19 protein-coding genes are annotated in these 23,572 nt (G+C 40.2%); 4 read left to right on the top strand and 15 right to left on the bottom strand.

Going from position 1 to position 23,572, the window contains the following annotated elements:
* Positions 1-12: 12 nt before the first annotated feature.
* From QM382_RS07225 to rpsL, 4 genes are all read right to left on the bottom strand, one after another.
* A complete protein-coding gene (locus tag QM382_RS07225; RefSeq protein WP_414272879.1) occupies positions 13-4,407 on the bottom strand; it encodes a PolC-type DNA polymerase III in 4,395 nt (1,464 codons plus the stop codon).
* Between the two features lie 113 nt (positions 4,408-4,520).
* A complete protein-coding gene (gene fusA / locus QM382_RS07220; RefSeq protein ID WP_414272878.1) occupies positions 4,521-6,602 on the bottom strand; it encodes an elongation factor G in 2,082 nt (693 codons plus the stop codon).
* Positions 6,603-6,922: 320 nt separating this feature from the next.
* Positions 6,923-7,393 (bottom strand): 30S ribosomal protein S7, encoded by a 471-nt coding sequence (gene rpsG / locus QM382_RS07215; RefSeq protein ID WP_000087873.1) that lies wholly within the window; start codon positions 7,391-7,393, stop codon positions 6,923-6,925.
* Positions 7,394-7,412: 19 nt separating this feature from the next.
* Positions 7,413-7,829 carry a 30S ribosomal protein S12 gene (gene rpsL / locus QM382_RS07210; protein ID WP_001142333.1) on the bottom strand — a complete coding sequence of 139 codons (417 nt, stop codon included), beginning with the start codon at positions 7,827-7,829 and terminating at the stop codon, positions 7,413-7,415.
* A 342-nt stretch (positions 7,830-8,171) separates the two neighbouring features.
* On the opposite strand from rpsL, the gene QM382_RS07205 reads away from it, so the two are divergent.
* Positions 8,172-8,612 carry a LytTR family DNA-binding domain-containing protein gene (locus QM382_RS07205; protein ID WP_414272877.1) on the top strand — a complete coding sequence of 147 codons (441 nt, stop codon included), beginning with the start codon at positions 8,172-8,174 and terminating at the stop codon, positions 8,610-8,612.
* On the top strand, positions 8,609-9,067 hold the full coding sequence (locus QM382_RS07200) for a DUF3021 domain-containing protein (protein ID WP_414272876.1): 459 nt from the start codon (positions 8,609-8,611) through the stop codon (positions 9,065-9,067). The genes QM382_RS07205 and QM382_RS07200 overlap by 4 nt, the downstream gene beginning before the upstream one ends.
* A 39-nt stretch (positions 9,068-9,106) precedes the next feature.
* Here the strand turns inward: QM382_RS07200 and mutS are convergent, their stop codons facing one another.
* Together mutS and argR are read right to left on the bottom strand one after the other, a co-directional pair.
* Positions 9,107-11,641 (bottom strand): DNA mismatch repair protein MutS, encoded by a 2,535-nt coding sequence (gene mutS / locus QM382_RS07195; RefSeq protein WP_414272875.1) that lies wholly within the window; start codon positions 11,639-11,641, stop codon positions 9,107-9,109.
* A 46-nt stretch (positions 11,642-11,687) separates the two neighbouring features.
* On the bottom strand, positions 11,688-12,134 hold the full coding sequence (gene argR / locus QM382_RS07190; protein WP_004250715.1) for an arginine repressor: 447 nt from the start codon (positions 12,132-12,134) through the stop codon (positions 11,688-11,690).
* 153 nt (positions 12,135-12,287) lie between these two features.
* Here argR and argS point away from each other — a divergent pair, with 153 nt between their 5' ends.
* The gene (gene argS, locus QM382_RS07185; protein ID WP_178894532.1) at positions 12,288-13,979 is read left to right on the top strand and encodes an arginine--tRNA ligase; all 1,692 of its coding nucleotides are present in this window, start codon (positions 12,288-12,290) and stop codon (positions 13,977-13,979) included.
* 269 nt (positions 13,980-14,248) lie between these two features.
* Positions 14,249-14,497 (top strand): MarR family transcriptional regulator, encoded by a 249-nt coding sequence (locus QM382_RS07180; RefSeq protein ID WP_178894531.1) that lies wholly within the window; start codon positions 14,249-14,251, stop codon positions 14,495-14,497.
* A gap of 33 nt (positions 14,498-14,530) precedes the next feature.
* Here QM382_RS07180 and QM382_RS07175 read toward each other — a convergent pair whose 3' ends face one another.
* From QM382_RS07175 to QM382_RS07135, 9 genes are all read right to left on the bottom strand, one after another.
* The gene (locus tag QM382_RS07175) at positions 14,531-14,740 is read right to left on the bottom strand and encodes a hypothetical protein (protein ID WP_178894530.1); all 210 of its coding nucleotides are present in this window, start codon (positions 14,738-14,740) and stop codon (positions 14,531-14,533) included.
* A 70-nt stretch (positions 14,741-14,810) separates the two neighbouring features.
* Positions 14,811-15,278, bottom strand: coding sequence for a class Ib ribonucleoside-diphosphate reductase assembly flavoprotein NrdI (gene nrdI / locus QM382_RS07170; protein ID WP_070678690.1), 468 nt, complete (start codon positions 15,276-15,278; stop codon positions 14,811-14,813).
* A 75-nt stretch (positions 15,279-15,353) separates the two neighbouring features.
* Positions 15,354-15,884 (bottom strand): ABC transporter permease, encoded by a 531-nt coding sequence (locus QM382_RS07165; RefSeq protein ID WP_254730071.1) that lies wholly within the window; start codon positions 15,882-15,884, stop codon positions 15,354-15,356.
* A 62-nt stretch (positions 15,885-15,946) separates the two neighbouring features.
* Positions 15,947-17,233 (bottom strand): response regulator, encoded by a 1,287-nt coding sequence (locus QM382_RS07160; protein ID WP_414272874.1) that lies wholly within the window; start codon positions 17,231-17,233, stop codon positions 15,947-15,949.
* Between the two features lie 2 nt (positions 17,234-17,235).
* Positions 17,236-18,909 (bottom strand): sensor histidine kinase, encoded by a 1,674-nt coding sequence (locus QM382_RS07155; protein ID WP_414272873.1) that lies wholly within the window; start codon positions 18,907-18,909, stop codon positions 17,236-17,238.
* Entirely contained in the window at positions 18,887-19,519 is a 633-nt protein-coding gene (locus QM382_RS07150) for a YesL family protein (RefSeq protein WP_414272872.1), read from the bottom strand. The genes QM382_RS07155 and QM382_RS07150 overlap by 23 nt, the downstream gene beginning before the upstream one ends.
* A gap of 725 nt (positions 19,520-20,244) precedes the next feature.
* Complete coding sequence (cadX, locus tag QM382_RS07145; RefSeq protein WP_371605869.1) at positions 20,245-20,583, bottom strand: Cd(II)/Zn(II)-sensing metalloregulatory transcriptional regulator CadX; 339 nt, start codon at positions 20,581-20,583, stop codon at positions 20,245-20,247.
* Positions 20,584-20,594: 11 nt separating this feature from the next.
* Entirely contained in the window at positions 20,595-21,209 is a 615-nt protein-coding gene (locus QM382_RS07140) for a CadD family cadmium resistance transporter (RefSeq protein ID WP_414272871.1), read from the bottom strand.
* Between the two features lie 299 nt (positions 21,210-21,508).
* Positions 21,509-23,572 carry a heavy metal translocating P-type ATPase gene (locus tag QM382_RS07135; RefSeq protein WP_002893754.1) on the bottom strand — a complete coding sequence of 688 codons (2,064 nt, stop codon included), beginning with the start codon at positions 23,570-23,572 and terminating at the stop codon, positions 21,509-21,511.

Raw genomic sequence — 23,572 nt, 5'->3', positions numbered from 1 at the left:
CCGTTCTACCTCTTAAAACAAATCATCAAACAAGCTCAACTGATTATCCTCTGGCATATTACCGAGAATGCCCATTTCATCCATCTTTTCAACCAAGGTTGATGATAGTCCACCACGCTTGCGAAGTTCTGTTTTAGAGAGGAACTCACCTTCTTGGCGTGCACGGACCAATTGCTTGGCAACGTTCTCTCCTAGGCCATCCATAGCGACAAATGGTGGGATGAGGGTATCTCCGTCGATGATGAATTCGGTCGCATCACTGCGATAGAGGTCCAACTTCCCAAATTTGAAGCCACGTTCCCACATTTCATTGACGATTTCAAGCGTTGTATAGAGGTCAATTTCTACGTTAGAAGCTTCATTGTTCTTGCGCTTTTCAGCAATTTCTTGCATCTTGCGTTTGATAGCATCCAAGCCTGCACCCATGATCTTGATATCAAAGGCCTTGGCACGGATGGAGAAGTAAGCACAGTAATAATAAATCGGATGGTGAACCTTGAAGTAGGCTACACGAAGGGCCATCATAACGTAGGCTGCCGCATGGGCTTTAGGGAACATGTACTTGATTTTCCCACAAGATTCGATGTACCATTCAGGTACATTATTCGCCTTCATGGCTTCGATATAACCGTTGCGCTCTTCTTCTGATATTTTAAGCCACATTCCCTTACGCACACGCTCCATGATGGTAAAAGCCATCTTTGGATCTAGGCCAGCGTGCATCAGGTAAACCATGATGTCATCCCGACATCCGATAACGGTTGACAGGTCCGCAATTCCTGCCTTGATCAAGTCTTGGGCATTCCCCAACCATACGTCGGTACCGTGAGACAAACCAGAAAGCTGAAGCAACTCTGCAAAGGTCGTCGGATGGGTTTCATCCACCATTCCCCGAACGAAGTTGGTCCCAAACTCTGGAATTCCAAGCATACCGGTCGAAGTCCCGATTTGTTCAGGTGTCACTCCCAGGATATCTGTACCCGAAAAGAGAGCCATGACACCAGGATCATCCATAGGAATATCATTTGGATCAATGCCTGATAGGTCCTGAAGTTTCCGAATCATGGTCGGATCATCATGACCAAGAACATCGAGCTTGAGGACGTTCTCATCAATATCGTGGAAGTTAAAGTGAGTAGTCTGCCATTCAGCAGTCACATCATCGGCAGGGTACTGCACTGGAGTAAAGTCATAGACATCCATATAGTTAGGAATAACAACGATTCCCCCTGGGTGCTGACCGGTCGTCCGTTTAACACCAGCAGCTCCTTGAGCAAGGCGCTCTACTTCGGCTTCACGGTAGAACTTGCCATAGTCACGCTCGTAACCCTTGACAAATCCATAGGCTGTCTTAGCAGCCACCGTACCTACCGTTCCTGCACGGAAAGCATATTCTTCCCCAAAGATATCACGTACATCCAAGTGGGCGCTCGGCTGATCCTCACCTGAGAAGTTCAAATCGATATCAGGTACCTTGTCCCCGTCAAAACCAAGGAAGGTCTCGAAAGGAATATCCTGTCCATTCTTGCTGAGCTTATGCCCACAGTTAGGACAGTCTTTATCTGGCATATCAAATCCTGAACCGTAAGAACCATCTGTGATAAACTCACTGTACTGACACTGACCACAGACATAGTGAGGCGATAGCGGATTAACCTCGGTAATCCCAATCATGGTCGCAACAAAACTAGATCCAACAGACCCACGGGAACCAACCAAGTAGCCTCGTTCGTTTGAACGGTGCACTAGCATTTGCGAAGCCAGATAAATCACGGCGAAACCATTCCCAAGGATAGAAGTCAATTCCTTTTCAATCCGTAGATCAACGATATCAGGCAGTGGATTTCCATAGATTTCAAAGGCTTTTTTATAGGTTAACTCGGCAACTGTTTCTTCAGCTTTGTCAATGAAAGGCGTGTACAAATCACCCTTTACAACCTCAACAGGTTCAAAGATTTCTGCCAGGGCATTGGTATTTTCAATGACAATCTTACGAGCCAAATCTTCTCCTAGAAAGGCAAATTCGTCCAACATTTCATTGGTCGTTCTAAAATGTGCCTTGGGTAGCGGAGCTGGTTGGGCAGCTTCTCCATGACCAATAGTCCGGTTAATCATAGCTCCCTGACCTAGACTTCGGACGATGATTTCTCGATAAATTTCATCCTCAGGTTCGAGATAGTGGACATTTCCTGTCGCAAGAACTGGTTTTCCAAGGCGCTCTCCAACCTCTATCAAGCTCTTGATGATGGTGTGGAGTTCCTCCATATCCTTAACCTGCTCTTTGGCAATCAAAGGTGCATAGATAGCCGGAGGCATCACCTCGATAAAGTCATAGTATTTAGCTACTTCAACTGCCGCATCTACTCCTTGTGACACGACTGCATCAAAGACTTCTCCTTCCGTACAAGCCGATCCCAAGATTAAACCTTCTCGATGGGCATCCAGAACCGTACGTGGAATTCGTGGAACTCCTTCAAAATACTGGGTGTTTGAGAGAGAAACCAGCTTAAAGATATTTTTTAAGCCCACCTGATTTTTCACATAGATGGTCGCATGCTTGACTCGAGCTTTTTTATACGAATCTGGGCTGATTAAATCAAGGTTTAATCGTGCCAAATCTGTCACACCATGTTTTTCTGCCACTTCCTTGATAAAGATAAAGAGCAGACGGCCAGTTGCTTCTGCATCGTAGTTGGCCATGTGGTGGTGTTCTAAAGCAACACCAAAACGTTTAGTCAAAGGTCCTAGACCATGACGTTTGTATTCGGGATAGAGATTTCTAGCGAATTCTAACGTATCAATGACAGGTTGTGTGATTTTTGGCAGTCCATGACGCTCGTAGTTGGCGTTCATAAAGCCAACGTCAAAGGTTGCATTGTGGGCTACAAGAACGGTATCTTTACAGAATTCTTGGAATTCTTTCAGAACTTGAACCAAGGGTTTGGCATTTTTTACATGGTCATCCGTAATTCCTGTCAATTCAGTTGTAAAGGCTGATAAGGGGTGCCCAGGATTGATAAATTCATCAAATTCAGCAATGATATTCCCCTTATACATCTTGGAAGCTGCCACCTGAATCAAGTCATTATAGATAGCTGAAAGTCCTGTGGTTTCTACGTCAAAGACTACATAAGTAGCTTCAGAAAGATCCATCTCCACTTCGTTATAAACGATAGGAACACGGTCTTCAACGATATTGGCTTCCATCCCATAAATGAGCTGAATACCAGCTTTCTTTGCTGCCTTATAACCATGAGGGAAGGATTGAACATTACCGTGGTCTGTGATTGCTACCGCTTTGTGGCCCCATTTTGCTGCTGTTCCAACGATTTCCTCGACCTCAGGAAGAGCATCCATGGTCGACATGTTGGTATGGGCATGAAACTCAACGCGACGCTCACCTTCTGGCATCAAGTCCTTGCGTTCATGGTGAACAACTTCCTGCACATCTTGCACATTCATGGTCAAATCTCGTGTGAAATTATTGACCTCGACATTTCCACGAACACGGAGCCATGAATTTTTCTTAATGATATCAAACTTCTGAGCTTCTTCTTCGTTTCGGATCCATTTTTGCATGGAGAAACTAGACGTATAGTCCGTCATCTTAAAATTAATCAAGACACGACCCGTTCTAGTCACTTTATGTTCCACATCAAAGACAACCCCTTCAAAAACCAGACGATTTTCTTCGGTATTGACCTCAATCATTGGAGTTATCTCTGCCTTGTCGAGTTTAGGCTTAGCAGCTACCTTCTTAGCTTGGAAATCAAAGACAGGTTTGTCCTCAACTGGAGGTGGTGGTGCCATCTGTTCTAACTGTTCCATAGCTCGAAGGGTCTCATCATTGGCAGCCTGAACAATCATTTGATTTTCAGAATGGAAAGCTTCCTGCTCTTCCTTTGTCAAATCTTCATTTTTCTCTAAATGGCATGTAAACTTAGGAAAACCAAAGAGCTCAAGTTGTTTGCTAAGATTTGGCAAATGGTTTTTTCTGAAATGCTCTGTATCTGCTGCTTCAGAGGCCTCAATAATCAATTGATCATTTTCAAACCGAACCTGAAAATCCTGATACATGGTCCGAAAGCCTTGACTAGAACAAGGGCCAGCTGAAAAAGCCTCCCGATAGTAGGCCTGTAAAAGCTCTCTTGAAAAATCTTGATCTTTCGTTTTAATTTCGAAAGTCGCTTGATTTCCCGTTTTTGAAAATTCTTCTTTCAATCCCTTCTTCAATGCTAAAAAGAGTTCAAAGGGGAGGATATTCTCAAAGACAAAACGAAACTCCCAAATGTTACTTTGCTTGTGTACAATAACTTGTTCAATTTCAGCCTGGGAGAAGGCCTCATGATTTCTTATCTCAGCGGGAATTCCCAACTGATTCATTAAAATTTCAAAAGTGGTTGACATCCATTTTCCTCACAATATACTCCTTCTATTTTACCATATTTGAGGCAATTTTAGCTATTTCTACCAAACAGAAAAAGAAGCCACAAAGTGACTTCTTTTAAAGTGACGGTGAATTATTCTTCACCTTTGTTTTTCTTAATGATTTCTTCTTGTACTGACTTAGGTACATCTTCGTAGTGGTCGAATACCATCATGAATGTACCACGTCCTTGTGATGCAGAACGAAGAACTGTTGCGTAACCGAACATTTCAGCAAGTGGAACATAAGCACGAACGATTTGGCTGTTACCGTGTGCTTCCATACCATCTACACGTCCACGACGAGCAGTTACGTGACCCATAACATCACCAAGGTTTTCTTCTGGAACAGTGATTGTTACAAGCATCATTGGCTCAAGGATAGCTGGTTGTGCAGTCTTAGCAGCTTCTTTAAGCACAAGAGATGCAGCGATCTTGAAGGCAGTTTCAGATGAGTCGACATCGTGGTATGAACCATCGTAAAGCTTAGCTTTAACGTCAACCATTGGGTAACCAGCAAGAACACCGTTAGCCATAGATTCTACCAAACCTTTTTCAACCGCTGGGATAAATTCACGAGGAACCACACCACCGACGATTGCGTTTTCGAATTCGAATCCTTTACCTTCTTCGTTTGGAGTAAATTCAATCCATACATCACCGAATTGACCTTTACCACCAGACTGACGTTTGAAGAATCCACGTGCTTGAGTAGAAGCGCGGAATGTTTCGCGGTAAGATACTTGAGGAGCACCTACGTTCGCTTCAACTTTGAACTCACGACGCATACGGTCAACAAGGACGTCAAGGTGAAGCTCACCCATACCAGAGATAACTGTTTCACCAGTTTCAACGTTAGTTTCAACGCGGAATGTTGGATCTTCTTCAGCCAATTTTTGAAGGGCGATACCCATCTTGTCTTGGTCTGCTTTAGATTTTGGTTCAACCATCAATTGGATAACTGGTTCTGGAACGTTGATTGACTCAAGGATGATTTTAGCTTTTTCATCTGTCAATGAGTCACCAGTTGTAGTGTCTTTCAAACCAACGGCAGCAGCGATATCACCTGAGTAAACAGTGTCGATTTCTTGACGGCTGTTAGCGTGCATTTGAAGGATACGTCCGATACGTTCACGTTTACCTTTAGAAGTATTCAATACGTAAGAACCTGATTGAAGAACACCTGAGTAAACACGGAAGAATGTCAAACGACCTACGAATGGGTCAGTCATGATCTTGAAGGCAAGAGCTGCAAATGGCTCTTCATCAGATGCTGGACGAGTTTCTTCTTCTTCAGTATCTGGGTTGATACCTTTGATCGCAGGGATATCAAGTGGGCTTGGAAGGTAGTCGATAACCGCATCAAGCATCAATTGAACACCCTTGTTCTTGAAGGCAGAACCACAAAGTACTGGGTAGAATTCAACGTTGATAGTCGCTTTACGGATACCAGCTTTCAATTCTTCGTTAGTGATTTCTTCACCTTCGAGGTATTTCATCATCAATTCTTCGTCAGTTTCAGCAACTGCTTCGATCAATTTTTCACGGTATTCTTGAGCTTGGTCAAGGTATTCAGCTGGAATATCTTCTTCAAGGATATCTGTACCAAGGTCGTTAGTATAGATTTCAGCTTTCATCTTGATCAAGTCAATGATTCCGCGGAAGTCATCTTCAGCACCGATTGGCAATTGAATTGGGTGTGCATTTGCTTGAAGACGATCGTGAAGTGTGCTTACTGAGTAAAGGAAGTCAGCACCGATTTTGTCCATTTTATTGGCAAATACGATACGTGGAACCCCGTACTCAGTTGCTTGACGCCAAACTGTTTCAGTTTGAGGCTCAACACCTGATTGTGAGTCAAGAACTGTAACCGCACCGTCCAATACACGAAGAGAACGTTGTACTTCGATTGTGAAGTCCACGTGTCCTGGTGTGTCGATGATGTTTACGCGGTGGTTGTTCCATTGAGCTGTTGTCGCAGCAGATGTGATAGTGATACCACGTTCTTGCTCTTGCTCCATCCAGTCCATTTGAGACGCACCTTCGTGAGTTTCACCGATTTTGTGGATTTTACCAGTGTAGTAAAGAATACGCTCAGTTGTAGTTGTTTTACCAGCATCGACGTGAGCCATGATACCGATATTACGAGTTTTTTCAAGTGAAAATTCGCGTGCCATGAGGTTTGTTTCTCCTATATTTTTTATTTCTATTCTATTATAACACGATTTCAATAAAAACGGATAGGCAGGACCCACCCGTTCTCAATGTTTATCTTGTTTAGTTGGTTTCAACTTGTGAGATGGGAAGTTGAATTGAACTCGGGCTAAAGTTAGTTAGCCGATATTAGCTCAATTGAACCCGGGCTAAAAGCTCAAGTTAACTGATTTGAACCCGAGCGAGGCCCGGTGCAAAAAAGATAAACTGCTTTGTGTTCACGGAACACTGCATCAGTTTCCTATTTTTGCCTTGGGCCTTTGCCGCTCTTGGTATCATTTTATTACCAACGGAAGTGTGCGAAGGCACGGTTAGCTTCAGCCATACGGTGAGTGTCTTCACGTTTCTTAACTGCTGCACCAGTGTTGTTAGCAGCATCCAAGATTTCTTTTGCAAGACGGTCTTGCATTGTGTGTTCACCACGAAGGCGAGCGATTGTTACCAACCAACGAAGTCCAAGTGTTGTACGACGTTCTGGACGAACTTCAACTGGGACTTGGTAGTTAGATCCACCAACACGACGTGCACGTACTTCAAGTACAGGCATGATGTTTTCCATAGCTGTTTCAAATACTTCAAGTGCATCGTTACCAGTAGCTTCTTTGATTTGTTCAAAAGCACCGTAAACGATTGAAGCAGCTGTACCACGTTTACCGTCAAGCATAACGCGGTTGATAAGACGAGTAACTAATTGTGAATTGTAAAGCGGATCTGGCAATACGTCACGTTTTGGAGCTCTATTTTTACGACTCATTTCTCTTTATCCCCTTTCCTTATGCTTTTTTCGGACGTTTAGTACCGTATTTAGAACGGCCTTGTTTACGATCGTTAACACCTGCAGTATCAAGTGCACCACGGACGATATGGTAACGTACCCCTGGAAGGTCTTTTACACGTCCACCGCGAAGAAGCACCACGCTGTGCTCTTGCAAGTTGTGTCCGATACCTGGGATGTAGGCAGTAACTTCGATAAGGTTGCTCAAACGTACACGAGCAAATTTACGAAGGGCAGAGTTAGGTTTTTTAGGTGTCATAGTTCCAACACGAGTTGCTACACCACGTTTTTGTGGTGAAGAAACGTTTGTTTGAACTTTTTTATGACTGTTGTAACCAACGTTCAAAGCTGGTGATTTAGATTTTTCTACTTTTGATTTACGCGGTTTGCGAACCAATTGGTTAATTGTAGGCATCTACATTCTCCTGTGTTTTTTTATTTTTGGTGATGATACACTTGGTGACAGCTATCATCTGTGTGTACTTTTGCAACATTTGTCAGCACGTCCCTGTACACTCTTGAGAGACCAAAAGTAAAAAGTACCGTCTAACATTGTACCACTTTTTTTCTATTTTTGTCAATATATTTCTTCTTATTTTTTGACTTCTTTACTCTAAAATCTCTTTGAAAACGGTCACCTACCAGATAGACTCTTCAACCGACCACATAGACAAAGCTTCTTGTAATTGTCAAAAAAATGGTGTTTAATAGACTTGTAAGTAAGAGATCTCTATTACAACTAGATAAAGGAGAAATTATGAAAGTCAAACTCGACATTGATCAGCAATATGCAGAAGAACAAATCATCATAGAAGCACCTGCCTTGTCTTCAAAAATTCAAAAAGTTCAGGACTTTGTCCAATCTCTGAATCAAAAGGAGACCATCAAAGGAAAATTTCAAGACCAGGTCTACTTGATTCAGATTAGCAAGATTCAGCGTGTATACATTGAAAATCGTAAGGTTCTGGCCGAAACGGATAGCCAAACCTATACACTTGACATTCGTCTCTACCAAGCAAGTGAAATTCTACCTGCTTCCTTTATCCAAATTTCCCAATCGGAAATTGTCAACATTGATGCAATTAGTCATCTAAAACTAACCTCTAACGGCTTGATTGAAATTTATCTAAAAAACGAAAGTTTTACCTACTCATCTCGCCGTTACCTCAAAACCATTAAGGAGAAATTAGAACTATGAAAAAACAAGTATTCCACGATGCCACAACTGGTATCCTCATTGGCCTCACCCTATCTATTATCTTTTCTTTTATCTATTCGCCAAGCTACTACGCACCTCTAAGCTATGAATCGCCCGTTGGTCAATTCATGAGAGAGCATCAAGTCCATGGTTCTCTAGTCTTGCTTTACTCTACGGTTATCTGGGCAGCTATTGGAGTTCTCTTTAGTTTTGGTAGCCGTCTATTCGCTCAAGATTGGAGCCTTCTTCGTGCGACTGTCACTCACTTCTTCCTCATGCTACTAGGCTTTGTACCTTTAGCAATCCTAGCAGGCTGGTTCCCATTAAACTGGCTCTTCATCCTCCAACTCATCCCAGAGTTTGCAATCGTCTACCTCATCATCTGGGTCGTTCTCTACAAGAGAGAATCAAAGAAGGTTGCCCATATCAACCAATTATTGGCTAAGAAAAAATAAGACCTAAAAACCCACTCACAAAACGGAGTGGGTTTTTGCTTATAATTTTTGTTTTAGCTCTAATAAGAGATTCATGGCTTGCATCGGTGTCATATTGTACACATCTACTTGGGCCAATTCTGCTAGGATAGGATTTTCTTCCTTTTCATCAAAGAGAGACATTTGCTCATTGACAACATTCCTTTGATTGATAGAAATTGGATTTTCCTGACCTTGGCTCTCTAGTTGAGTTAGAATCGCATCCGCTCTTTTTAGCAAGTCTGCTGGCAATCCTGCAATCTTAGCAACGTGAATACCGTACGATTTGTCTGCTGGACCTGGTTCAATCTTATGAAGGAAAGTGACCTGACCATTTTGCTCAAGCGTAGCCACGTGTACATTTACTAGATGTTCAAGACTAGCTTCCAGACTGGTTAATTCATGGTAGTGCGTTGCAAAGAGAGTCTTGGCACCAATATGCTCATGGATATACTCGATAATAGACTGGGCTAGAGCCATACCATCATAAGTTGCGGTTCCTCGACCAAGCTCATCAAAAAGAATTAATGAATCCTTTGTCGCATGACTAATGGCATTATTAGCTTCCATCATCTCTACCATAAAGGTGGACTGACCTGAAACCAAGTCATCTGCCGCTCCGATACGGGTAAAAATCGCATCAAAAATTGGCAGTTGAGCACTTTCTGCAGGGACATAAGAACCCATCTGAGCCATAACCGCTGTAATGGCTAGTTGACGCATGTAGGTTGACTTCCCACTCATGTTCGGACCTGTAATTAGTTGAATGCTAGTATCTTCATCCATCTGGATACTATTGGGAATATAGGTCTGAGCTCCCATGACCTTTTCAACAACTGCGTGACGACCATTCTGGATATCAATCCGCGACTCTTGCCCAAACTCTGGTCGAATCAGATGTTGTTTTTCTGCAACTACTGCCAAGCCTTGCAAGACATCGACAGCAGCGATTCCTTGAGCCAGAGCCTGTAGACGTTGGATATACTTGCCGACCTCCTCACGAATACGCATAAAGATTTCGTACTCTAGGTTTGCTGATTTCTCACGCGCCTCTAACATTTCTCCCTCGATACGCGCCAATTCCTCTGTCCCAAATCGCTCAGAATTTTTCAGCGTAGCCTTTCGGAAAAAGTGGGCTGGTACGTTACCGAGCTGCGAGTTGGTCACATGGAAATAGTAGCCGTCTTTTTTATTGTAGTCAATCTTGAGAGTATTGATGCCAGAGTTTTCTCTTTCCTTGGCCTCGATCTCAGCAATCCAGCTAGTCCCTTCTCTCAGCACACGACGGTATTTATCCAAGGTCTCATCAAAGCCCGTTCGGATAATACCACCTTCGGTAATCACGTGGGGAGCCTCTGGGGCAATGGCAGCACTTATCAGGCTTTCCAACTCAGGAATAGCATCTAGTTGTTCAATTAGATAAGCTAGAGCTGGTTGCTCCATTCCTTCTAAAATGGCGCGAATTCGTGGAACACTTCCTAAGGTAGTTGCTAATTGCAAGAGGTCTTTGGGGTTGCTTTTGCCAAAAGATACTCGACTAGCCAGACGTTCGATATCGTAGACTCCCTTGAGGCTTTCCGTTAAATCACTGCGCTCAAAGAAATAATCCAGAAAGACTTGCACAACCTCCTGACGTTCTATGATACGATCTAAATCAATTAAGGGACGTTGAATCCAAGAACGTAGAAGACGCATACCCATTGCAGTTTTAGTCTCATCTAGCAACCAGAACAGGCTCCCTTGTTTCTTACCTGAGCGAGCATTTTCAACCAAATCAAGACTAGCCTTGGTCGCAAAATCCATCTGCAAGAAATCTTTGATTTCATAACGAATAACAGGTTTTAAGTGATTCAACTCTCGCATCTGCGTCCGATGAACATACTGAAGAAGTTTCCCACTAGCTGCTCCTTCAACAGTTGCCAATCTTGAATCCAACAGATGAACGTCTTCATATATTTCTTGTTCATAGGAAAGCACTAGATTCATTTGACGACTGAGAATCTGCTCTTCCGCTTCAGACAAGTCGTAACCAATCACCACTTCTCTGGCCTTGAGATTACGGATTTCACCACAGACTAGAGAGAAATCTGATAATCCCGTTACATAGAAATCACCTGTCACTAGGTCCATATAGGCTAGTCCATACTGGGAACCTTCACGATCAATAGCCACTAAAAAGTTATTGTGACTATCTGGCTTACTACTATCAACCACTGTCCCTGGTGTAATGACCTGAACAACCTCGCGCTTAACGACACCAACAGCTTGCTTAGGGTCTTCCATCTGTTCAGCGATGGCAACCTTGTAGCCACGTTCAACTAGAACGTCAATATACTGTTGGGCAGAGTGATAAGGAACTCCAGCCATGGGAATCGGATTTTCAGCATTTTTATTGCGACTGGTCAGTGAGATTTCTAGTATCTGTGCAGCATTGACTGCGTCTTCATAAAACAACTCATAAAAATCACCCATGCGAAAAAGCAAAAAAGCATCTGGATATTGTTTTTTGATATCCACATACTGTTGCATACCAGGTGATAATTTTTCAGTAGTCATTTACTCTCTCCTTGTAAAAACAGTCCTGAGAGAAGCTCTCAAGACCTTATCTATCTTCCATTAACTCTAGCAAGCGTTCTTCCATGACTTTAGCTGCATGTTGATCCTTACAGATAACCAACAAGGTATTCGCTCCGGCAACAGTACCTAAGATCCACCCATCTTTATTTGAATCTACTACATTGGCTAAAACGGATGCTTCTCCAAGTTTAGTGTGGAGAACCAAGGTGAATTCGGCTCTTGCAACACCCTCTAAGTGATGTGAAAGGAATTCGACCAGATCAATCTTCTCTGTCTCATTTGCTAGCACATAGTAAACAACATCGTTTTTCTTAACTTTGGTTAAGCCAAGCTCTCGCAAATCACGGGATAATGTCGTTTGTGTCACAAAGACATCACAGGCTTCCAATCGATCTTGAATTTCCTTTTGAGTTCCTAGTTTTTCTTCTGTAATCATTCGCTTGATGAGCTGATGACGTTCTCTTTTTCTCATAAGATCCTTTCGATTGCATATTTATTACATTTTACATTTTTTTAATAAGAACATTATATCAAAAAAACTGGATATTTCAAAAAAATTCTCTTCTTTCCAAAAAAATGTAGTAAATTGTGTTAAAATAGTAGAAAAGCCCTAAAGGAGCCCTAAATGAATACAAAAGAATTGATTGCTAGCGAGTTGGCTAGCGTCATTGATAGCCTGGATCAAGAGGCTATTTTAAATTTACTAGAAACACCTAAAAACTCAGATATGGGAGATGTCGCCTTCCCTGCCTTCTCATTGGCAAAGGTTGAACGTAAAGCTCCTCAAATGATTGCTGCTGACATCGCTGAAAAGATCAATAGCCAAGCTTTTGAAAAGGTTGTAGCAACAGGTCCTTACGTAAACTTCTTCCTTGATAAAGCTGCCATTTCTGGTCAAGTTCTACAAAACGTTATTACTGAAAAAGAGCACTACGCTGACCAAGAGATTGGCAATCAAGAAAATGTTGTCATTGACATGTCTAGCCCTAATATTGCTAAACCATTTTCAATCGGTCACCTTCGTTCAACAGTTATCGGAGATAGCTTGTCACATATCTTCCAAAAAATCGGCTATAAAACTGTCAAGGTCAACCACTTGGGAGACTGGGGCAAACAGTTTGGAATGTTGATTGTTGCCTACAAGAAATGGGGTAACGAAGAAGCAGTTAAGGCTCATCCAATCGATGAACTCCTTAAGCTCTATGTCCGCATTAATGCTGAAGCTGAGAACGACCCAAGTTTGGATGAAGAAGCACGCGAATGGTTCCGCAAACTTGAAAACGGCGATGAGGAAGCTCTTGCTCTTTGGCAATGGTTCCGCGATGAAAGCTTGGTAGAATTTAACCGCCTTTACGATGAATTACAAGTTGAATTCGACAGCTATAACGGAGAAGCTTTCTACAATGATAAAATGGATGCAGTTGTAGACATCCTTTCTGAAAAAGGACTATTAGTCGAATCAGAAGGTGCTCAAGTTGTGAATCTTGAAAAATATGGAATTGAACACCCAGCTCTTATCAAGAAATCTGACGGTGCTACACTCTACATCACACGTGACTTAGCTGCGGCCCTCTACCGTAAAAACGAATATCAATTTGCTAAATCGATTTATGTCGTTGGTCAAGAGCAATCTGCTCACTTCAAACAACTCAAGGCTGTCTTGCAAGAGATGGGCTATGATTGGAGCCAAGACATTGTCCATGTTCCGTTTGGATTAGTAACAAAGGAAGGGAAAAAACTTTCTACTCGTAAAGGAAATGTTATCTTGCTAGAGCCAACTGTCGCAGAAGCCATCAGCCGTGCTAAAGCGCAGATCGAAGCAAAAAATCCTGAACTTGAAAACAAAGACCAAGTTGCTCATGCTGTTGGAGTTGGGGCCATTAAATTCTATGACCTTAAAACCGACCGTACAAATGGCTACGACTTCGACCTCGAAGCCATGGTATCCTTTGAAGGGGAAACTGGTCCTTATGTCCAATACGCTTACGCTCGTATCCAATCAATCTTGCGTAAAGCCGATTTCAAACCTGAAGCAGGTGCCAACTATAGTTTGAACGATGCCGAAAGCTGGGAAATTATCAAGCTAATCCAAGACTTCCCACGTATTATTAAACGTGCAGCTGATAACTATGAGCCGTCTATCATCGCTAAATTTGCAATCAGCTTAGCTCAAGCCTTTAACAAATACTATGCCCACACTCGTATCTTAGATGAAAGCCCAGAACGTGACAGTCGCCTAGCTCTCAGCTATGCAACAGCAGTTGTCCTTAAAGAAGCCCTTCGTCTGTTGGGTGTAGAGGCGCCAGAGAAGATGTAATTCGTTACAAGAGACTGAAACTAAAGTTCCTAGTCTCTTGACGGCAATCGCTATCGGGCGATTTGCCTAAACGCCTCACTAGTTTTAGGACATAAATATAATCGATTTAGGGGCCACGACGTCGTAAATAAGGCGACTTGCCTAAACGCCTTACTCATTCATCTAAACAAAAACGAGTAGAGAGGCGCTTTACAGTATCATCACTCAAAAAGTGAAAAACTTTACTTTTATCTTACCACCTACTTCTTTATCACTTAGGGAGAATTTTTATGAGCCAGTATGCTTATATTCTAGTTGTTATCAGTCTTCTTTTTCTCTTTCTTGTCAACAAATATGAAAAAGAGAAACTTCAAAGACTTCTTCAGAACCAACTATTGAAAGATCAAGCTTTTCGTGCAACTATCAAAGAGAAAATCCAAACGATAGAAAACATCAATGATGTCATTGACTACATTAACAAAGGTTACCGCTTAGGAATTCCCATTTCAAAAGAAATCGTTGACGAAATTCGCAAATAAGAAAAACTCGAGATACCATTTCTCGAGTCTTTTTTATTTATTTCTGACAGCTAAGATTTCTACCAGGATAACAATCCCTAAGGATACCATGGTTCCAAATGGTGCTGCATCTTCATCAAAAATTTTATCAGAAAACATCATCAGACTAATTGCCAAGAGCAACAAAGCACTGCATAGCATAATATCCTTGAAGCTTGGTTTGCGTTTTATATACTTTAAAAATGATCTCTGTAATTTACTCATTTGAACTGTTCTCTTTTGAAATAATTCTATGATCCATGGGATAAAAATCTAGCCCAGCAACTCTATCCTCTTACAAGGATTCAAGTTCATAAAGCTCTGCAATAATACCTGCAACCTTTTTGATATCTCCTAGCATTCCGCGCATCTCAAAGTCAGCTAGGACTGGAAAACCAAAGCGCTGGCTATATTGCTTGGCGGTCAAACAGTATTGGTTATTGAAATTGCGGTTACCCGATCCTACGACACCAAAACACTTGCTAGCATTATCACCATATGCGATAAAGTCACCTACTGGAGTGGTCAAGATTTCCACATCTCCATTATCAACGCCATTGCCACCTTCTAGGTAAGTCGGTAGAAAAGCCACATATGGATTGGTCATCTCAAAGAAATCTTCTCCTTCCTTGACCAAGTCTTTAATATGAATTTTTTCCACATCAATATTCGCATACTGCTCCAACAAATAAGCTTTCAAACGTGTCACAAAACTCTCCGTGTTCCCGCTCAGACTGATATAAACTAAGGAAATTTTTTTCATCTTTTCCTCCCTCTTTCTCGAATCCAAAAAAATAACTACCAAGATTGTATCTTGATAGTTATCCTTTGTCAACTCTTAGGCGAGTTCTTCCTCTTGAGATTCTGTTAGTTCTTTTTGCTGACGCCATATTTTATAAAAGACGATTCCCAAAAAGATAACATTGATGACGATGAATATGATAGTGGTTACTTTTGACATGACTTCCATTCCTAAACGAAGGGTGTCATCTTTAATCAATTGCATAGCATCTTGTAGATTCATATTGTCATGGACTAGTCCAACAATGGCTAGCAAGGCATATCCAACATAAGTGTAGTTTGCCAACTGCAAGTTCTTACGAATTAAGAAAACAAAGGCTACTACAACTAAGATAGCAGATAGAATAATTAGTATCGTGTTAAAAATAGAGTGAGATGACTCAGACACTTGGTGGGCATAGTTAACAGCATCTTCTATTTGTTGAGCACTAAGTGTCCCAACATTTTCTTGGCTAGCACGAAGGGCGTCCTTACTAGGTACTGGAGTGAGTATTCCAACTACTGCCAAGAATGAACTAATCGCTGATAACACCAATAAAACCCATAGATAGATTGGTTTCTTTTTCATAAAAGTAACCTCCTCATATTTTTTAAACTTATTATAGCATATTTTAAAATGGATAACAAAAGTTAGAGGGTGACCTCAATCTGCTTGCGGTAGGCCTTTGGAGACTTTCCACATAGTTTTCGAAAGACCTTGTAGAAATACCCTACATTACTATAACCAACCGTATAGCAAATATCCTCAATACTATCGTTTGTAGACAGCAAGAGTTGCTGAGCTGCTTTAATCCGTTGCTTATTTAGGAGTTCTGCAAAAGTTGAATTGGTTTCCTTCTTGATTAACTGACCTAAATACACAGGATTGATAAAAAGATCCTTGCTGATATCCTTGAGAGAAAGCTCTTTTTTATAGTCTCTACCAATAACTTCAAGTACACTGACGACATTTTCATTCATGCGGTATTGACCAAAGAAGGACGTCAAGGTTTCCTTGGTATAAGCCACTAAATCTTCAAAGTTTGTAATGGCATGAATTCTTTTGACAATATCTGTCATATCATCTGCTTTCAAATGCTCAAAGAGATGGAAGACGTCCATAACAAACTGAGTAAATAGTTGCTTGGTAATGGACACCCTCGGTGTATTTTCTAACACAATCTTCTCAAGTAGGTTCAACTCCTCGATAATCTGCTGAAGATTACCCTGAATAATCACCCGATAGATGGGTTCATAATAAGAAAAGAGACTTTCGGATTGATCTAGATTGACCGATCCATAAAAGAGAGTTTTTTCAACATCACGTTTCCACTTTTCAAAGTTGATTTGATAAGGAGCCTTAAAAGGCATGACTAGCAAACCCTCAAATTCCTGATCGGCAAGGACAATCTGCCAGTCCTGACCGAGAACATAGTAGGGAATGACAAAATCCCCTTGTTTCTCTTGGGAGAGTCCAATCCACCAGTTTTCTTTTTGGGTGAGATGAGTCTTGAAGGCTTCTTCATCTAATTGCTGACTCAAGATTTCTGGCTCATGCACTTTCTCACGAAGTTGACCAAGGATTTTCTCAAGTAAATGCTCCAGTTCAACCTTATCAACTGGTTTGACAAGATAATCTACAACATTGAGATTCATAGCTTTCTTGACATATTCAAATTCTTGATAGCCGGAAAGAAGGATATAGTAAGCCTCTGGCAAGAGTTCCTTCATTTCCCCAATCATTTCAAGTCCTGTTTTATCAGGCATGTTGACATCAGAAATGACGATATCTACGGGATGTTCTCGAACATAGTCCAAAGCGTCGTCAGCATGATTGGCTGTTGCAACGACTTCCATATCCCATTTTTCAAAAGGGATCAAACGCTTAAGTCCTTCTGTAATCATGTACTCATCGTCAACTAATAGTACTTTATACATGTTTATCCTTTCTCTTCATCCTGAATGGTAATTCTATATTGAACACCTTTTTGTTCAGCTGATTCTACATTGATGTTATAGCGGTCTCCAAAGTAGAGCACAAAGCGTTCGTGGATATTAACAATCCCAATAGACTGTTGTTGCCCCTTATAATCTGCTGTGTGTTCAAAGGTTCTTTGAGCCAGTTTAGCTTGAATTTCTGCTAGTTTTTCAGCAGACATCCCACGACCATTATCGGTTACCAAGATTTCGATATAACCTTCTTTTTTCAAGGCCTTGATACTGATAACATTATCCGTTCTTCTGTGGTCAACTCCATGGGCAAAATAATTTTCCACTAACGGTTGGAGGGTGAACTTTGGAATACGCATTTCTTCCAATTCAGGGTCAATCTTAAATCCATAAGCAATGGATTTGGGATAGCGAACCATACAGAGATAACTGTACTTCCGACAAAACTCCACTTCTTGTTTGAGTGTCGTTTCTCGCTCGTCGGAAATATTATTGCGTAGGAGACTACTGAACTCATAGATGATATCTGCTAATTCATTTTGATTCTCCATTACAGCATACATCCGCAAAAACTCCAGAGTATTGTACATAAAATGCGGATTTATCTGAGCCTGTAGCGCTCGCATGTTGGCATCTTTTTGATTGAGTTCCAGTTGATAAATATCATGAATATTACTTTCCAACCTGTCCAACATATCATTTGTCGTCTCAGCGATCAAAAGCAATTCTTGATCCTTTTTATCGGTGTTAATCCTCTTGGTTTTCTCTCCCTTAGTAATGGCTTGGATAGAGTCCACCAAGTCCACAACCTGACTTTGATAGTCAGAAAAAGTCCTTCTTAAGGTCATATATAAAATGATGATAAAGAGGGCGCTCAAACCTAAAATAAGTGCCGAACTCGCTAAAGTCCCACTCCAAACATAATCCTTTGGTACAGCTACTCGAACTTGATAACCATGAGCAGTTGTTCCTACCAGCCAAGATTCATTCGTTCCCTTCGCTCCAATATAGAACATATCTGTTTCATATGGTGCAATGACCGTTACGGCAACAGGAATTGTTCCCCTGGTATTGTCAATCGCCTTATAGAGGAATTCTGGTTCTACGGAAATATAAATGACCCCTAGAGCTTGGTCCGATATAGGATCAGACACTGGAACAGCGAAACTATTGGCATCCGGTTTAAAGCTCTCAGCCGGAATCTTCTGTCCACTACGATTATCTCTCTTGGATACAAAGACGTCCGTTGAATCCTGTAGAACAATCGCAACACCACTCACGAAATCATTTCGCACGTAGATATCATCAATATTTTCATAAATGGAAACAGAAATATAAGGCGACGCCTTGCGTTCTAACTGCCAGTAAAAATAATCCGGCGTGCTGAGACTAAAATATTTGTAAATCCCTTCGATGCGGGCTTGATTCTCGACCAATCCCTGAGCTAGGCGGGTTGACTCTCGATAATAGTATTCAACCTCATCAACTGTTCGAGCGAGAACACGCTGACCGACACGATTGGCTTCCCTTTCACGCATATCCCAGTCTGCATAAGAAATCAAGAGAGCAAAGCAGGAAATGATGATAATCATCACCAGACTATAGATTCTGAGAAGTGAGTGGAGGCGAAACTGTTTGGTCTTATTTGGTTGCCAATTTTTCATGAATACTTTCATAAACAGGCTCCAATAAATCACTAATAAAGAAGTGCCACATTCCAATACCTACAAAAGCGATGAGGGCTGGCATATAGAAGCCAATAATGGCTAACAAGACGCTACCAAGCAGAACCTTGGCCACTGCTGATAAACTCATAAAAATTCCGATAAAGGCAAGCTTTAGGGTGTTTTTATAGGATAATTCAAAGTATACCTGCAACTTTAAAGATACCGTATAGGCCAAAAATACCAAGGCTACTAAAAAGATATTTAGAAAGGTTGCTGCCAAGTGGATAATGGTCTGGTTTGGCAACTGAATCATCAGATACAAACCATAAATCAAAATTAAGTCAATCCCTATAAAGGTGTAGAAACTAAGATTGCTCTTTACAAAATTGCTCTTAAATAAAGCCCATGCTTCCTTGAAACGATAAGCACGATAAGAATAACCGTGTTCTGCATATAAACTCATGAGGGTTGCACTAGCGGGTGCTATACCAAAGACCACTCCTCCTGCTAATGTCAATAACCAAAAATAAGCCGTCGCAATCATCCCCAAAAAGAAACGATGAAAGACTAGCTCAATGAAATTTCCCACGGTTTGCCTCCTATACATTAATCTAGTTTTATTATAACATATTTCAAGCGCTCTCAAAAATAGGAGCAATAAAAAATAAATACATTTATTGGTGTAATAACGATATTTGTACTATAATAAAGATAGATAGAGATACCGATTAATAATCAAAGAACAAAGGCTTTACCAGGGCAGATGGATATGTTTGAAAATTAGATAATTACTATTCAACTTAATTATTGGTTTGACAAAATAACGAAAGGGGTACAAGACATGACTATTTTTATTTTAAGAACTACCGTGTTTTGGATTGCTCTTATTTTGAGTCTTTTCTCTGATAAATTGTTCAAACAACAATATGTAAAAATCGTAAAAATAATTTGCGCTATAATCATGTTAGTCGTATCATTATCATATCTGTTCTAAGTTATTTTAAGAATACAGGAATTTGTTTGTCCTGTATTCTTTTTTCGTCAAATGTACATTGATAAAATAAATAACAAGTTGATAACATCAATCAAATTAGAAGCGAAAAAGGTAGAGATTGAACTGAAATATAGTGACATGTATTGAAATTGGAAAAAAGAAAAAACGCTTAAAATCAGCATTTTTCTTATGTATTGATTCGTATTGAATGCTTACTTCACTTCTATAAAAAGATTAAATAATTTCTATTTTAGCTGTTAGAAACGTTGGTACATCAATGTTTTTAGAATGCTACATAATAAAAGGTAGAGTGAATGGTAGAGTAGTAAAAATAGTTGTTATCCTAGTTGATAAAAAAAATCTCTGATTTCCTCATCTTTTATAAAATAATATATAATTTTCCCCTCTCTTCTAGTATCCAAGATGTTTTGATTGGCTAGTTTACGAAGATGGTGGGAGGCAGATGCCATACTGAGATTTAGTAAACAGGCTATATCACAGACACAGAGTTCTTCAACAGCAAGGAGATAAAAGATGATATTTATCTGTTTATTATCGGTAAACTTTGATAAAATACGAAGTGATTTTTGGACTTTTTCCTTTTCAAGGTAGTTCGTTGCGGTTGTAACATTTTGTTGATTAATAACATCCACTTGGCAGATACTATCTTTTTTCATAATTTTTTCTCCTAGCCGAACACAGTCCTTAGCATGTCAAAGCTGTTGTTTTCAATCAGGATATACATCCCCAATCCTAAATAGACAACGGCAATAAACCATCTGCTATATTTTTCCAAAGTTTCTCCAACAGAAGGGACTTGTGCTAATTTTTGGGCAGAAAAAACCAAGAGATAAATCATGACTAGAAAAGTAAGTAAAGTCACTATCAAATTCGCTAAATTTAAGGTGGTAAAATATGGGACAAAGACACCAATATTGTCAGCGCCACAACTTGCAAAAGTAATCATAGCGACTAGAAAAATCAGGTTTTTATTGTCTTTTCGCAAACCATCTTTTGCAATAGCTTCTCCATCAGAATCTCCTAAAAGCAAAACTTTGAGGCCTAGGAAAATTGGAATCAAACCGAGTAAACCTAAAATCTCTTTACTAGGAATATAATTTAAGACAAATGCAAAAAGCAAACTTAGGAATATTAGACTAACAGAGTCTAGAAATTGTCCTAAATAGATGTTAATGATGTCCTTTCTGCTTTTTCTTTTGGCAAAAAATAACATTAGGATAATAAGTAAGTCTACGGCTGTCCCAGAATACAGGATTATTGAAGTAACAATATTTTGAATCATAAAACACCTCATTCAAATATATTTTTGAATGTATTCTAACATTAACCTTTGTAGATGTCAACTTAAAATCCACCAATTAATAATTGCATGTCAATATTTGTATTGTGAAACTAGTTTCAGAAATATATAGTCTTAAAGTATGTCCACTGCCAATGGTTTTTTCAATATTTAAAAGGAGAGAACCAATTTGGTCCTCTCCAGGGTATAATTTTCCACCAACCCACTACAGTTGACAAAGAACCGTTATTCTCAAATGAGACAACTCCTTTTAGTTTTTATAACCTCAGCTTCTCGGTCTCTTACCTACTTTTAATAGAAAGACTACGAAGGACGATTCTTAAAGTAGTCAGATTGTGCAATATCGAAAGATTAGATGGGCTTAACCAATTTAACAACCCAAATCCAATTAAACTTCCATTTATTACAACTGTTTCTTGAATATTTCTTTGAATTAATTTCTGCAACGATTCAGATAAAGAATTCAATTCCTCGAAGAAATCTAAACGATTATCTAATAATAAAATATCACTCATCTGCTTAGAAATATCAGCACTTTCATTCATCACAACCCCAATATCTGCAAGCGTCAAGGCAGCAGAGTCGTTTAACCCGTCTCCAACCATCAAAATAGTTCGGCCAGCTTTCTGTAATTCCTGAACCAACTGAAACTTACCATCTGGTTTTAAATCAGTATAAACGTTGTCAAATGGCAGATCTTTAACCAACTCTTCTGTTCTAGCCAACGTATCACCAGTTGCCAGAATCAGTTTTTTCCCTTGGCGCTTTAGCTTTTTCAATGCAACTTTCGCCTCGCTTCTCAAGGGAGTGTGGATACAAAACATCCCAATTAATTCTTTCTTATAAGCCAAAAACAATAAATTGTAATGAGTCTTATATTGCTCAATCAAGGCCAGCTGCTCAGAACTAATTCTTACCTGTTCGTCTTGCATTAGTACATAATTTCCAATGACAACCGATTGACCATCAATTTGCGATTTAATCCCTTTGCTTGCAACATACTGAAGCTTGCCATGCATTTCTTCGTGTTCAATGCCTTCAATTTCAGCTTGTTTAACAATTGCATTGGCAATAGGATGATAGATATGTTCCTCCAAACATGCACTTATTCTTAAAATATCTTTCTCAGTATAATCTCCGAAAGGAAGAACCTTTTCAACCAAAGGATAACTCGTCGTGATGGTACCCGTTTTATCAAACAAGAAAGTATCCACTTCCAGATATTTTTCTAATACATCACCATCTTTAATAACCATTTCTCGATTTAGACCTTCCTTTATGGCCGTAAGGTAGGCTACAGGTGTGGATATTTTTAGAGCACATGAAAAATCCACCAATAAAAAGGAAATGGCTTTTGAAAACGAACCTGTTAACAGATAAGTCAAACCAGCACCTAAGAAGTTATATTTTACAACCTTGTCTGCCATCCTAATAAAATGACGTTGTTTTGTCTTCTTACTCTCTTCAGATTTTTTCATCAGATTGATGAGTTGCAAAATACGACTGTTTATCTGATTATCAGTCACACGAATTCTTAACTCTCCTGTTTCCAAAACAGTATTCGCACATACAGAATCTCCCTCTTTCTTTTCAACAGGGAAGCTCTCTCCAGTCAAGGAACTCTCATTGACCATGCCTAATCCTGAAACCACTTGGCCGTCAAACAAGATTTCATTACCTTGGGAGACAACTAATACATCACCTACTTGAACATCAGAACTCTTGATGCTGATGACCATGTCTCCCCGCACTAAGAAAACATCACTTTCTTTAGCAAGAAGGCTTTGTTCCAAATCTGTTGCTGTTTTTTTTAAAGACCACTGATCCAGATGATTACCCAAATCAAGCATAAACATGATGTTGCTAGCTGTCTTGGATTGGTTCATAAACAAGGACAACAAAATGGCCGAACAGTCCAAGACCTCCATGGTTAGTTCCTTGCGCGCTAAAGTTTGATAGGCTTCTTTGACATAACCCAAAGCCTGATAACAAGTCCAAATATAACGAATAGGGTAGGGTACAAAACTTCGAAACAGCAAACGCTTAATCGCTGCACCCGATACAATTGAATAAGCACTCTCTTCTCTACGAATGGGAAGAGTCATCAAGTCCGAAACTTTCCCCTTGTCAATTTTTTTTAAAAAGGCCTCTGCATTTTCTAATACAGAGAAGCCTTCTTTCATACGTAGAGTAAAGTGCTGCTGATCCATATAAAACTGAATAGAGTCGATCCCTTTTTCATCTTTAGCCAAGGAACGAAGATAATCTTGAATATCCAAGGTCAGTGAAAACGAGGACGATAATCGGATATGTTGATATCCTCTGTGTAGCACTTTAAAAGACAT

Source organism: Streptococcus infantis (assembly GCF_047465185.1).
Classification (GTDB): domain Bacteria; phylum Bacillota; class Bacilli; order Lactobacillales; family Streptococcaceae; genus Streptococcus; species Streptococcus infantis_O.
Note: the sequence above shows the minus strand (reverse complement) of the source record. Positions and strands in the feature narration are given on the sequence as shown.